Source organism: Micromonospora sp. WMMA1947 (assembly GCF_027497355.1).
GTDB lineage: Bacteria > Actinomycetota > Actinomycetes > Mycobacteriales > Micromonosporaceae > Micromonospora.
The window spans coordinates 4,761,793-4,775,018 of record NZ_CP114909.1; the positions used below are offsets into that span (position 1 = coordinate 4,761,793).

At 74.9% G+C, this 13,226-nt stretch carries 9 protein-coding genes and 1 riboswitch; of the genes, 5 read left to right on the top strand and 4 right to left on the bottom strand.

The window, feature by feature from the left end; translation table 11 throughout:
* Positions 1-17: 17 nt before the first annotated feature.
* Positions 18-107: riboswitch (ZMP/ZTP riboswitch) on the bottom strand.
* Between the two features lie 105 nt (positions 108-212).
* Entirely contained in the window at positions 213-1,019 is an 807-nt protein-coding gene (locus O7604_RS22460) for an SDR family NAD(P)-dependent oxidoreductase (RefSeq protein ID WP_281577674.1), read from the top strand.
* A 65-nt stretch (positions 1,020-1,084) separates the two neighbouring features.
* On the opposite strand, the gene O7604_RS22465 is transcribed toward O7604_RS22460, so the two are convergent.
* The 4 genes from O7604_RS22465 to O7604_RS22480 all read right to left on the bottom strand — a co-directional run bounded on the left by O7604_RS22465 (position 1,085) and on the right by O7604_RS22480 (position 4,903).
* Complete coding sequence (locus tag O7604_RS22465) at positions 1,085-1,585, bottom strand: hemerythrin domain-containing protein (RefSeq protein WP_269705735.1); 501 nt, start codon at positions 1,583-1,585, stop codon at positions 1,085-1,087.
* A 106-nt stretch (positions 1,586-1,691) separates the two neighbouring features.
* The gene (locus O7604_RS22470; RefSeq protein ID WP_281577675.1) at positions 1,692-3,176 is read right to left on the bottom strand and encodes a S8 family serine peptidase; all 1,485 of its coding nucleotides are present in this window, start codon (positions 3,174-3,176) and stop codon (positions 1,692-1,694) included.
* Between the two features lie 148 nt (positions 3,177-3,324).
* A complete protein-coding gene (locus O7604_RS22475) occupies positions 3,325-4,188 on the bottom strand; it encodes an NAD(P)H-hydrate dehydratase (RefSeq protein WP_269705737.1) in 864 nt (287 codons plus the stop codon).
* Complete coding sequence (locus tag O7604_RS22480) at positions 4,172-4,903, bottom strand: histidine phosphatase family protein (RefSeq protein WP_269705738.1); 732 nt, start codon at positions 4,901-4,903, stop codon at positions 4,172-4,174. Before O7604_RS22480 ends, O7604_RS22475 begins: the two co-directional genes overlap by 17 nt.
* 138 nt (positions 4,904-5,041) lie before the next feature.
* Between O7604_RS22480 and O7604_RS22485 the strand changes: the two genes are divergently transcribed.
* Genes O7604_RS22485 through O7604_RS22500 form a run of 4 tightly spaced genes read left to right on the top strand, consistent with a single transcriptional unit; the run spans position 5,042 to position 13,222 of the window.
* Positions 5,042-8,716 carry a DUF4132 domain-containing protein gene (locus tag O7604_RS22485; protein ID WP_281577676.1) on the top strand — a complete coding sequence of 1,225 codons (3,675 nt, stop codon included), beginning with the start codon at positions 5,042-5,044 and terminating at the stop codon, positions 8,714-8,716.
* Positions 8,713-9,816, top strand: coding sequence for an AAA family ATPase (locus O7604_RS22490; protein WP_281577677.1), 1,104 nt, complete (start codon positions 8,713-8,715; stop codon positions 9,814-9,816). The genes O7604_RS22485 and O7604_RS22490 overlap by 4 nt, the downstream gene beginning before the upstream one ends.
* Entirely contained in the window at positions 9,813-12,113 is a 2,301-nt protein-coding gene (locus O7604_RS22495; protein WP_281577678.1) for a DUF5682 family protein, read from the top strand. Before O7604_RS22490 ends, O7604_RS22495 begins: the two co-directional genes overlap by 4 nt.
* The gene (locus tag O7604_RS22500) at positions 12,110-13,222 is read left to right on the top strand and encodes a VWA domain-containing protein (RefSeq protein WP_269705743.1); all 1,113 of its coding nucleotides are present in this window, start codon (positions 12,110-12,112) and stop codon (positions 13,220-13,222) included. The genes O7604_RS22495 and O7604_RS22500 overlap by 4 nt, the downstream gene beginning before the upstream one ends.
* The last annotated feature ends 4 nt before the right edge of the window (positions 13,223-13,226 follow it).

The following is a 13,226-nucleotide window of genomic DNA, read 5'->3' on the forward strand; positions in this document are numbered from 1 at the left end:
CGACCTCCAGGTGACGTGCGGAAGGCCCAGGCGCTCGGCATGCGTCCTCATGACGAGGCCGCTCCCCGATGGTGCTCCATCTCCACGCGCCAGTCACGGCCTGTGCCGATCCTACCGGCCCGGCCCGGACCTGCGGGGTTGGGCCGCCCGTCCCGGGGCACACCGTGGGGAGGGCCGGCCCCGACCCGGCCCGGGGGAGAGGAGGCACGACCATGACCACACCGAGCACCGGACGGCCGCTCGCCGTGGTGACCGGCGCGTCCAGCGGCATCGGGTACGAGCTGGCGGTCCAGTTCGTCGAGCACGGGTACGACGTGGTGGTCGCCGCCGAGGACGCGGCGATCGAGCGGGCGGCCGGCGACCTGCGGCGCGACGGCGGCCCGGAGGTGTACCCGGTCCGGGTGGACCTGGCCACGCCCGAGGGCGTACGGCGGCTGGCCGGGGAGGTGACCGGCCGGGGGCGCCCGGTCGACGCGCTGGCGCTCAACGCCGGGCGCGGCGCGGGCGGGGACTTCGTCGGTGGCACCGACCTGGACGACGAGCTGACCGTGATCGACCTGAACGTCCGCTCGACCGTGCACCTGGCCAAGCTGCTGCTGCCGGACATGATCCGCCGGGGCGCCGGGCGGGTGCTGTTCACCTCGTCGATCGCCGCCACCATGCCCGGGGCGTACCAGGCGGTCTACAACGCCTCGAAGTCGTTCGTGCAGTCCTTCGCCGAGGGGGTGCGCAACGAGCTGAAGGACAGCGGCGTCACTGTCACCTCGCTGATGCCGGGCCCGACCGACACCGAGTTCTTCGACCGGGCCGACATGGAGGACACCCGGGTCGGCAAGGGGCCCAAGGACGACCCCCGCACGGTGGCCGAGGACGCGTTCGAGGCGCTGATGAAGGGGGAGCACAAGGTCGCCGCCGGCTCGCTGGTCAACAAGATCCAGGTGGCCGCCGGGAAGATCATCCCGGATCGGCTGAAGGCCGAGCAGCACCGCAAGATGGCCGAGCCCGGCTCGGGCGACTGAACCCCGAACGCGAGCGGGACCGCCCCGAGGGAAGGGGTGGTCCCGCTCGCGTTCCGGGGCCGGTGTCAGGCCACCACGGCGTCCATCGACTTCTTCAGCGCCTTCGGGGCGGTCGGCGTCTTCGGCGCCTTCGGCCGCAGGTCGAGCATCCGCTGGCCGATCTCCTGGAGCTGGTTACGGCCGAGCGCCTCGCGGACCTTCGGGAACCACTCCTGCTCCTCCTCCTCGATGTGGTGCGACACGTTCTCGATCAGCACCGTCGTCTTGGCGTTGAAGCGTTCGTCGTCGGCGTCCATGGTGAACAGCTCGAAGCAGAGCACGTCCGCGACGTGGTGCTCCTCGTACGACTCCAGGACGTCGTCCTCGACGTCGGGCACCAGCTTGCGGACCTCCGGGTACATCACCTCGTTCTCCAGGTAGGTGTGCACCGTGAGAGCTTCGAGGATCTGCCCGACGATCTTCCCGCGCTTGCTCGCCGGTCCCTCCTCGGCCTCCTGGAAGGCCTTGAACAGGCGGCGGATCTCTTTGTGGTCCTCCTTGAGCAGGACGATCGCGTCGGTGGACACCGTTACCTCCTAAGTCGGCTGACGAATGGCCCCCTACCCGGCGCCCGACCAGGACAAACAGACCGGGCCCGGCAATCGCTGCCGGGCCCGGTCCACGCGGGTCGGGTTACTTGACCGCGTTGTACGCGTCCACGACGCCGGCGCCGTAGAACCCGTTGCGCATCCCGCCGGAGCAGGTCGCGTCGTACGCGTTCGGGCCCGCCGGGATCAGCGGCACCGGGTTGTAGACGCCCGACGGGCAGGACTTCGCCACCGCGGTGCGCTCGAGGAACGAGGAGAGCTGACCCGGCGTCATGCCCGGGTGCGCGGACAGCGCCAGCGCCGCGACGCCGGTGGCGTGCGGGCCGGACATCGACGTGCCCTGCTTGTAGCCCCACCCGTTGGTGCGGGTGGCGGTGTTGAAGGTGGTGGACAGGATGCCGTCGGTCGACGTCGAGCGGGCGCCCTGGGTACGGAACCGGGTGTCGCCACCCGGCGCGGTCACGTCGATGACGCCCTGGCCGTACGAGGAGTAGTAGCTCTTGTCACCGGTCGGGCCGACGGCGGCGACGGTCACCACGCCCGGCGCCTCGGCCGGCAGGTCGAGGCAGGCGTTGGTGAGGTTCTCCCGCTCCTCCGGCGTGCCGTTGTTCGGGCTGCCGGTGTCGGTGATCTTGTGGGCCAGGTCGTAGTTCGAGTTGCCGGCCGACGCGACGTGCAGCACGCCCTGGGACTGCGAGTAGCGCAGGGCCCGCTGCACGGCCTGCCACACCGGGCGCTGACGCGCGTCGTTGCGGCAGTTCAGCTCCCACGGGTCGATGTAGTAGCTGTTGTTGGTGAGCTGCATGCCGTGCTCGGCGGCCCACATGAACCCGCAGACGGCGGCCTCCGGGAAGATGTAGCCGTCGTCGTTGACGACCTTGACGGCGGCGACCTTCACGCCCGGCGCCACACCGGTGACGCCGACGCCGTTCACCGCGGCGGCGATGGTGCCTGCCACGTGGGTGCCGTGGTCGCTGGTGGTCGGGTTCCAGGAGGCCTCGGTGGTGTCCGGCGCGCCGCCCACACAGGAGGCGCTCTTGTCCTTGGCGATCTGGGTCGCCAGGTCCGGGTGGCTGCTGGAGATGCCGCTGTCCAGCACACCCACCACTACCGACGGGCTGCCGCCGGTCACCGCGTGCGCCTGCGGGACGCGGATCATGTCCATGTCCCACTGCTGGCCGTAGAGCGGCTCGGCGGTCGGGTCGCCGGCGGCCGCGGCGACGGCGGCGGCCGGGACCTCGACCGTCTCGCCCTCGTCCAGGGCGGTGCCCAGGCCGCCGGTGGAGGCGACCGACTCGACACCGGCGCCCGCCACCCGGGTGGCGAAGTCCGGGGCGGTCGAGCGCACGACCAGTACGCCGATCTTGTCGTACGCGGCCACCACGGTGCCGTCGGCGGCGGCCACCCGGGCGGCGGCCTTGGCGGTGCTGTTGCCCTGCGGGGCGAGCACGATGTAAGAGGTTTCCGGTCCGACGGCCGCGGCCGGCGCCGTGCCGCCGACGAGGGCGAGCCCGGCGCCGAGCGTCACTGCCGACGCCGCGGCGAGTGTCTTGCGACGGAGGTTGTTCACACAGACTCCCAGGGGTTCGTGCGGGTGGACCGCACCCCTGGTGCGGGCTGCGGTCCGGGCGGAGGCACGGCGAAGTACCGGCCTCGCCCGGACCAGCGCCACCGCCCTGCGGGGTGTTACACGTGCCGCCGGGCGGGAGAGTGGACCGTCAGACAGTGGCGATCGTGTAGGGGATCTCGTCGAGCAGTTCCCGGGCGAGGAAACCGATCCGCCCGTACCGGGGGACCAGCCGCTGCCCGCTCACCGCGTGCGCGAACGCCGCCCAGCAGGCCGCCTGCGCCGGGTCGGCGCCCCGGGAGAGCAGGCCCGCGAGCAGCCCGGCCCGTACGTCGCCGCTGCCCGAGGTGCCCAGCCCGGCGTCCCCGCTCTCCTCGCGCCAGGCCCGGCCGTCCGGTGTCGCGATGTGCCCGTACAGCGACACGACGGCGTCGTACCGGCCGGCCAGTTCGACCGCCTCGGCGTCCAGGTCGTCGCCCGGGTCGCGGCCCAGCAGGTGCCGGGCCTCGGTCAGGTTGGGGGTGAGCACCACCTTGCGGCCGGACCCGGCCAGCAGGTCCGGGGCGTGGCTGAGCGCGCCGAGCGCGTACGCGTCGAGCACCAGCGCGGTCTGGCGGCCGGCCGCGTCCAGGACCAGGCGCAGCAGCTCCCCGGTGGCCTCGATGTCGGTCAGGCCGGGCCCGACCGCCACCACGTCCGCGTCGGCGACCAGGCCGCGGAGCAGGTCTCCCGGGTCGCCGCGGACCGCGCCGTCGGCGGTCTCCGGCAGCCCGACCACGAGTGCCTCGGGCACCTGGATGCTCAGCGACGGCGCTGTCGACTCGGCGGCGGCGAGCTGGAGCACGCCGGCCCCGGCCCGCAGCGCGGCCACCCCGGCGAGCAGCACCGCGCCGGGGGTGAACCGGGAACCGCCGACCACCAGCACGGTGCCGCGCGCCTCCTTGCCGCCGGTGGGCACCGGCAGCGCCCAGTCCCGCAGCAGCGCGGGGGTGATCACGTCAGACCGGCTCGGCATTGACCTCGTCCTCCCTGGTGGGCGTCGCCCCCTGCCGGTGCAGGTGGGTGACGTCGTTGAACACCTCCGGCGTGAGCCGTCCCGCGTCGTCGGCGTGCCAGCCGGTGACCGAGCAGTTGGCGATCACGTGTTCGCGGGTCAGCGCCATCAGCTCCGCCTCGGTGAGCCCCTCCACCAGGTAGCGCAGCAGGAAGACCAGCGCGTCGTGGCCGAACAGCAGCACCCGGCCCCCGTCGTGGTCGCGGCGCAGGTCGCCGAGCAGCGCCCGCAGCCGCAGCGCCACGTCGGTCCAGGACTCGCCGCCGGGCGGGCGGTAGTAGAACTTGCCGAGCCGGGTACGCCGGTCGGCCTCGTCCGGGTAGCGCCGCCGTACGCCGTGGCCGGTGAGCCCGTCGAGGATGCCCAGTTCCCGGTCGCGCAGCCGCTCGTCGACGCTCATCGGGATCCCGGTTCCGTCCAGCGCCAGCTCGGCCGTCCGGACCGCCCGCAGGTACGGCGACACCACAGCCACCTCCGGGCGGCGCGAGCCGGGCAGCTCGGCCAGCCAGCGGCCGGTCGCCCGCGCCTGCTCCTCGCCGGTCGGTGACAGCGGCACGTCGGCGTCCCGGTGGGTGAGGTCGATCAGCTCGGCGCCGGACGTCTCGGCCGCCGTGGCCGCGACGTTCGCCGTGCTCTCGCCGTGCCGGACGATCCAGAGCGATGCCAACTCCGCCATGCGGCTCCCGGTACCCGGGCTCGACCGCTGATAACCGTGCGACCTGCGGATGTGGGCTGCTGATCACCTGAGCGGTTCTCACGCTGTCGGTGCCGCCGGTTATGGTCCCCGCACACTGCGGGCGATCAAGGAGACGGTGTGCGCAGATTCGAGTTCGTGGGCGGCGGTTCGGCCAAGTTCTGGGAGGTCGGGCAGAGCGACACGACGGTGACGGTCCGCTATGGATCGATCGGCGCGCAGGGCCGCACCCAGGTCAAGGAACTGGGCTCGCCGGCCGAGGCCGCCGCGCACGCCGACCGGCTGGTCGCGGAGAAACTGCGCAAGGGGTACGCCGAGACGACAGTCGCGCCCTCGGCCGGGCACACCGGAGCGCCCGCCGTCGAGCCGACTGCGCCGGGTCACGACCCGGAAGCGGCCGGTGCCGATCCGGCCGGCACCGGTTCGGCCGGTAGCGACCCGGCCGGGGCGCTGTCGCCTGCCGGCGAGCTGCCGGACGAGGACGCGTTCGAGGTCCCGGGCGGCTGGCGACGGATGCTGATCCCGCGCCGGGACGGCACACCCGGCCCGGCCCTGCCGTCCGCCGCGAAAAGCCGCGCCGCCGGGCGGAAACTGCTGGACTCGCTGGCCGACCAGCTCGCCTCCACCGCACGGCTCTCCGTAGATCCGGAGCTGGGCCCGGCGCTGCGTGGCTACCTCGACGGCCGGCCCGGTCCGCTGGGCGGGGCGGCGCTGGTGGCGGCGGTGGGCATGGCGCTGGACTACCGGGTGCGCGACCAGCAGGGGCACGCCCTCGCCGACCTGCTGGTCGCCGACCTCGGCCCGGCCGGTGCTGCGGTCGCCGCGACCGAGCAGATCACCGTGGCGGCCGCCGGACACTCGTCCTCGTTTCCGCTGCGCCGCACCGAGGCGACGAACGCACACGGCTACAGTCACTGGCGACTGCGCCGGTCGGTGATGCGCCGGGTCCGCGCGCACCTCGCGGCAGCCGGTGACGGCGACTACGCCGCGGCCCACGCCGCACTGGTCCCGTACCGGTCCGGGCCGCTTCCGGTGCGGGCGGCCACCTCGTTCCTGCTGCCGACCGAGCGGGAGTGGGTGGCCCGGGACGTGGCCGACGTGGCGCGCGAGGGGGGCCCGCTGCTCGCGGAGCTGCTGCTCTGCGCGGTCGACGACGTGGACGCCGTCCACGCCCTTGAGGGGCAGCAGACGGTCTACCGGCTGATGTACGACCTGGCGCCGATCGTCACCGCCACCGCGGCGGTCGGGTCACCGATCGCGCCGGTGCTGATCGGCTGGTTCGACCACGAGCACGCCGGCGCGGACGCCCGGCAGCGGCTGGTGTCACTGCTGGCGGCCCTGCCCGGTGACGAGCCGATGGCGGCGCTGCTCGACCGGCTGGACCGCAGGTACGTCCCGCCCGCGCTGACGGAGATGCTGCGCCGTTTCCCGGTGCGCGGCGTGCGCCTGCTGTCCGCCGCCGCCGAGGGGCGCAGCCCGGCCGCGCGGGAGGCCGCCACCCTGCTGCGCGCGCACGTGCTGGCCAACCCGGCCGCTGTCGAGGCCGCGCTGCCGGCGCTGCGCCCGGCGCAGCGGGAACGGATCGAGCGGATCCACGCCGACACCTCCGCGCTGCCGGTCGCCGGGCCGGACCGCCTGCCGCCGGTGCTGGTGAGCCCGCCGTGGTCGGTCCGGCGCCCGCGAATCGATCCGCCGGTGGTCGGCGAGCTGGAGCGGCCCGCCGGGTCCGCCATGGACTGGCTGCCGGGCGAGCGGGAACGGTGGGCGGCGGTCGTGCCCCGCTGGTCCGGCTACTGGAACGGGAACGACCTGAGCGTGCTGGCCGCGAAGATCGCTGCCGGGCGGGCCGACTCGCGTGAACAGATCTACTTCTTCGTCCGGGCGACCGGGGAACTGGCCCGGCCGCTGCTGCCGGCCTGGCGGCCCGACGAGTCCTGGGGCGCCGACGAGTGGATGTGCCGCCTCGTCGGCCGGTACGAGTTGGACGCGTTGCCTACCGCGCTGCACCTGGCTCGCACCGCGCCGAAGAGCGTCGGCGAGGTGCTGCTGCCGTATGCCGACGGGGAGGTCGCCGACCTGATGGCCGACTGGCTCGACCGGCTCAAGACGGCCCGCCCGGTCGCCCGGGCCTGGCTGCGGCGGCACCCGGAGTACGCCGTGCGGGCGCTGCTGCCCGCCGCCCTGGGCGCGCCCGGCCCGCGCCGCCGGGCCGCCGAGCGGGCGCTGCGCCTGGTCGCCGCGGAGCACCGCGAGGTGCTCCTCGGCGTGGCCCGGGAGCACGGCGAGGAGGCGCTCGCCGCGGCCACCGCCATGCTCGACGCCGACCCGCTGGCCCAGCTTCCGGCCCGGATGCCGAGCCTGCCGGTGTGGCTGGACCCGGCGGTGCTGCCGCACGTGCTGCTGCGGGACCGCTCGGCGGCGCTGCCCGCCGATGCCGTCCGCCACCTCTGCACCATGCTCGCCATCTCCCCGCCCGGCGAGCCGTACCCGGGGGTGGAGATCGTCCGCGCGGCCTGTGACACCGACTCGCTGGCGGAGTTCGCCTGGGCGCTGTTCGAGTGCTGGCAGGGCGCCGGCGCGCCGTCGAAGGACGGCTGGGCGTTCACCGGGCTGGGCCTGCTCGGCGACGACTCGACCGCGCGGCGGCTCGCGCCGCTGGTGCGGGCCTGGCCGGGCGAGAGCCAGCACGCGCGGGCGGTGACCGGCCTGGAGGTGCTGGCGCAGATCGGCACCGACGTGGCGCTGATGCACCTCTACGGCATCTCCCAGAAGGTGAAGTTCCGGGGTCTGCGGGAGCAGGCCGCGCGCAAGGTCGGCGAGGTCGCCGACGTGCTGGGCCTGACGCCCGAGCAGCTCGGTGACCGGCTGGTCCCCGACCTCGGGCTGGACGCCGACGGCAGCCTGGTCCTCGACTACGGGCCGCGCCGGTTCACCGTCGGCTTCGACGAGCAGCTCAAGCCGTACGTGGTGGACGGCGCCGGTGCACGCCGCAAGGACCTGCCCAAGCCCGGCGCCCGGGACGACGCCACGCTGGCGCCCGCCGCGCACAAGCGCTTCGCCGGCCTGAAGAAGGACGTCCGTACGCTTGCCGCCGACCAGATCCGCCGCTTCGAGACGGCGATGGTGACCGGGCGGCGCTGGCCGGCCGCGGACTTCCGCCGCTACTTCCTGTCCCACCCGTTGCTCTGGCACGTCGTCCGCCGGCTGGTCTGGGCCACAGTGGACGACAGCGGCCAGGTGGGCGCCGCGTTCCGGGTGGCCGAGGACCGCACGCTCGCCGACGTCGACGACGAGACGTACGCGCTGCCTGATGACGCCACCGTCACCATCGCGCACCCGCTGCACCTCGGCGCGGCGGTGCCGGCCTGGGCGGAGGTCTTCGCCGACTACGAGATCCTCCAGCCGTTCCCGCAACTCGGCCGCGAGGTCTTCCACCTGGACGAGGCCGAGCGCACGGAGAAACTGCTGCACCGGCACATGGGCGTCACGGTCCCGGCCGGGCGGCTGCTCAGCCTGGAACGGCGGGGCTGGCGGCGCGGCACACCGCAGGACGCCGGCATCCAGAGCTGGCTGGAGCGCGAGGTCCCCGGCGGCCGGGCCGTGGTGATCGACCTCGACCCCGGCATCGCGGTCGGAATCGTCGACATGTTCCCCGACCAGAAGATCGAGGCGGTCTGGGTCAACGACGTGCCGTACGGCGACTGGTTCCAGCGCGGCGGCAAGGTCCGCCTGCGCGACCTGGACGACGTCACCGTCTCCGAGGTGCTGCGCGACCTGGCGGAGGTGACCCGGTGACCGCGCTCGACCCGGCCGTCGAGCGGGCCCAGCGTCCCCCGGCCGAGGTGCGGTACGCCGACGAGCTGGCCGCGCTGGCCGCGAACGACAACGACCCACGCCCGCCGGGCTGGCGGCTGAGCCTGCGCGCCGCGCGCCGGTTCATCCTCGGTGACCCGGCGGCCGGGATCCGGCGCAAGTTCGTCGGCGACCCGTCGCTGATCGACCGGGCACTGGTGGCGCTGGCGACCAGCCGCGGCCTGATGCTCGTGGGCGAGCCCGGCACCGCCAAGTCGTTGCTGTCCGAACTGCTCGCCGCCGCGGTCAGCGGCGACTCCACGCTCACCATCCAGGGCGGCGCGGCCACCACCGAGGACCAGATCCGCTACTCGTGGAACTACGCGCTGCTGGTCGCCGACGGCCCGTCGCCGCGTGCGCTGGTGCCGGCGCCGCTGCTGCGCGGCATGGCCGAGGGGCGGGTGGTCCGCTTCGAGGAGATCACCCGCTGCCCGCTGGAGGTGCAGGACTGCCTGCTGTCCCCGCTGTCGGACCGGGTCCTCGCCATTCCGGAGCTGCCGGGCGCCGACGCCATGGTGTTCGCCCGCGAGGGCTTCAACGTGATCGCCACCGCGAACACCCGGGACCGGGGCGTCAACGAGATGAGCGCCGCGATGAAGCGGCGGTTCAACTTCGAGACCGTCTTCCCGATTCCCGACCTCGGCACCGAGCTGGAACTGGTCGAGGCCGAGGCGGGCGAGCTGCTGCGGCGCTCCGGCGTGACCGCGCCACCCCGGCGGGACCTGCTGGAGGTGCTGGTCACCACGTTCCGGGAGCTGCGGACCGGGATCACCGAACGCGGCGACGCGATGGAGCGGCTGTCGGCGGTGATGAGCACCGCCGAGGCGGTCTCGGTGGCGCACGCGGTCGGGCTGCGCGGCTGGTTCCTGCGCGGTGAGCCCGGCGACGCCGCCGACCTGGTGGCCTGCCTGGCCGGCACCGCCGCGAAGGACGACGCGGAGGACCTGGCCCGGCTGCGGCGATACCTGGAGCAGCAGGTGTCGCGACGCTCCGGCGCGCAGTGGCGGGCGGTGCACGACGCCCGGCACCTGCTGCCCGGGTGAGCGCCGTCGAGGCGCCCGGCGGCGTCACGTTCCTCGGCGTCCGGCACCACAGCCCGGCCTGCGCCCGGCTGGTCGCCGCCACGGTGGCGCGGCTGCGCCCGGCGTACGTGCTGGTGGAGGGGCCGGCGGACCTGAACGGGCGGATGGACGAGCTGCTGCTCGACCACCAGCTGCCGATCGCCGTGTTCACCGCGCACCGCGACGGCATGCGGCGGCACGCCTCTTGGAGCCCCTTCTGCGCGTACTCGCCGGAGTGGGTGGCGCTGACCGCCGGGCGGGAGGTGGGCGCGCAGCTGCGCTTCATCGACCTGCCCGCGTGGCATCCCGCGCTGTCCGACCGCGCCAACCGGTACGCCGACGCCGACGAGCGGTACGCCGAGGCGGTCCGCCGGCTGTGCGCCACCCTCGCCGTGGACAACGTGGACGCGCTCTGGGACCACCTGTTCGAGATCGGTCCGGACGACGGGCTGGCCGAGCGCCTCGACACGTACTTCGACCTGCTGCGCGGCGAGTCGGCGGCGGGGGATGACGACACCGCCCGGGAGGCGTACATGGCCCGCTGGGTACGCGCCGCCCGGCGCCGGGCCGCCGGCCGGCCGGTGCTGGTGGTGACCGGCGGTTTCCACCGTCCCGCCCTGGTCCGGCTCACCGCCGGCGACGACGCAGCGGACGACGACTGGCCGGAGGTCCCCGCCCCCGCACCGGACGCGGTGGCGGGCAGCTACCTCGTGCCGTACTCGTTCCGGCGCCTCGACGCCTTCGTCGGCTACCAGTCCGGCATGCCCTCCCCGGCGTACTACCAGCGGGTCTGGGAGGACGGCCCGCGCCGGGCCGCGGAGGCGCTCACCGAGGCGGTGGCGGCCCGGCTGCGCGCCCGGCGGCAGCCGGTCTCCACCGCCGACCTGATCGCCGCCCGGAGCATGGCCGGCGGCTTGGCCCGGCTGCGCGGCCACGCCCACCCGGGCCGGGTCGACGTGCTCGACGCTCTGGTGTCCGCGCTGGTCACCGACGCGCTCGACCAGCCGCTGCCGTGGGCGACCCGGGGCACCCTGGCACCCGGCGCCCACCCGGTGGTGGTGGAGATGGTCGCAGCGCTCAGCGGTGACCGGGTCGGTCGGCTGCACCCGGACACGCCGCTGCCGCCGCTCGTGCACGACGTCGACGCCGAGCTGGCACGGCACCGGATCGATCCGCACGAGACGGTCGAGCTGGACCTGACCGACGCCGCCGACCTGGCCCGCAGCCGCCTGCTGCACCGGCTGCGGCTGCTCGACGTGCCCGGCCACACCCGCGACAGCGGCCCGCGCGTGGGCGCGGACGCGCTGCTCACCGAACGCTGGTCGCCCGCGCCGTCGGCGGACCGGCTCGCCCGGGTGATCGAGGCCGGTGGGTACGGGCCGACCGTCACCGACGCCGTCACCGCCCGGATCGAGGAACGGGTGACGCTGCTCGGCGCGGACGTCGACGCGCTCGCCACGACGCTGTTCGACACCGCGCTGGCCGGGCTGCCCGAGCACTCCACCCGCACGCTCACCGCGATCGCCCGCGCCACCGGCGGGGTCACCGACCTGCGGGCGCTGGGCCGGGCGCTCGCAGTGGCGCTGGCGCTGTGGCGGCACGACCGGCTGCTCGGCAGCGCCGGGACGGCCCCGCTGGGCGCGCTGATCACCGCCGCCGTACGCCGGGCGCTCTGGCTCGTCGAGGGCGTGCGCGCCGCTGCCGCCCCGGCCGACCCGGGACGGCTCACCGTGCTCGTCGCGGTCCGGGACGCGGTCCGCCACGCCGGCCCGGCGCTCGGGCTCGACCGGGACGGCGTGCTGGCAGTGGCCGGGCGGGTGGCGGCCGACGCGGCGGCCCCGCCGGACCTGCGCGGCGCGGCGCTGGGCCTGACCTGGTCGCTGGGGGACGTGCCGGACGTCGCCCGCGCGGTCCGGGCGGTGGCCGCGCCGGACATGCTCGGCGACTGGCTGGGCGGGCTGTTCGCACTGGCCCGGGAGGAGGTGGTGGCGGGCGACGCGGCACTGCTGACCGTGGTGGACGAGCTGCTCGCCTCGATGGGCGCGCACGACTTCCTGGTGGCGCTGCCGGCGTTGCGGCAGGCGTTCGGCTGGTTCCCGCCCCGGGAACGGGCCGAGGTGGCCCGGCACGTGCAGACGCTGCGCGGCGGCGACGCGCCCCCCGGTGACCTGCTGCGGCTGGACGCCGACCCGCTGCTGGTGGCCGCCGCCCGCGCGGTGGAGGAGCGGGTCGACGCGGTGCTGACCCGGGAAGGGCTGTGGGAGGGTGACGGAACGTGAGCGACCCGATGCGGGAACGCTGGCGGCTGGTGCTCGGCGACGCCGCGCAGGACAGCCTGGGCGGTCTGTCGGCCGACGCGGCCGGCCGGGACGCGGCGCTGGACTGGCTCTACGGCCGCGACGCCGAACTGGGTCGCCGCGACGTGCGGCGCGGCGGGTCCGGCCCGTCGGTGCTGACCACAGTGGACTGGCTCGACGGGATCACCCGGCTGTTCCCGAAGGAGACGGTGCAACGGCTGGAGCGCGACGCGGTCGAGCGGTACGGCATCCACGACGTCGTCACCGACCCGGCGGTGCTGGCCCGGGTCGAGCCGAACCCGGCGCTGCTGCGCGCGGTGCTGCGCACCAAGCACCTGATGAACCCGGACGTGCTGCGGCTGGCCCGCAAGCTGGTCGAGGCGGTGGTGCGGCAACTTGTCGAACGGCTGGCCGCGGAGGTGCGGCAGTCGTTCTCCGGGCCCCGGGCGCGCCGCCCCAGCCGCTTCCGGCAGGCCCGTAACTTCGACGTCCGGCGTACCATCCGGGCGAACCTGGCGCACTGGCGGCCGGACGAGCGCCGCCTGCACGTACGGCAGCCGCACTTCTTCTCCCGCACCCGCCGCCACCTCGACCGCTGGCAGGTGATCCTGCTGGTGGACCAGTCCGGTTCGATGCTCGGCTCGGTGATCCACGCCGCGGTGACCGCCGCCTGCCTGTGGGGGCTGCCGGGCGTCCGCACCCACCTGGTCGCCTTCGACACCGACGTGGTCGACCTGACCTCCGACGTGGACGACCCGGTGGAGCTGCTGATGAAGGTGCAGCTCGGCGGCGGCACCGACATCGCCCGCGCGGTCGCGTACGGCGCGCAGCTGGTGGAGAACCCGCGCCGGACCATCGTCGCGCTGGTGTCCGACTTCTACGAGGGCGGCGACGCCGGGCGGCTGGTCCGGTCGGTGCGGCAGCTCGTGGAGCAGGGCACGCACGTGCTGGCCCTCGCGGCGCTGGACGAGGAGGCCGACCCGGCGTACGACAGGGCCACCGCCCAGCGGCTCGCGGACGTGGGCGCGGCGGTAGGCGCGATGACGCCCGGCGAGCTGGCCGCGTTCGTGGCCGAGCACGTGGGCCGGTAGGGGG

What these genes read in the sequence shown, in the direction of transcription:
- O7604_RS22460 (WP_281577674.1), top strand. Translation starts at nt 213, where the DNA reads ATGACCACACCGAGCACCGGACGGCCGCTCGCCGTGGTGACCGGCGCG.
- O7604_RS22475 (WP_269705737.1), bottom strand. Translation starts at nt 4,188, where the DNA reads ATGCCGAGCCGGTCTGACGTGATCACCCCCGCGCTGCTGCGGGACTGG.
- O7604_RS22480 (WP_269705738.1), bottom strand. Translation starts at nt 4,903, where the DNA reads ATGGCGGAGTTGGCATCGCTCTGGATCGTCCGGCACGGCGAGAGCACG.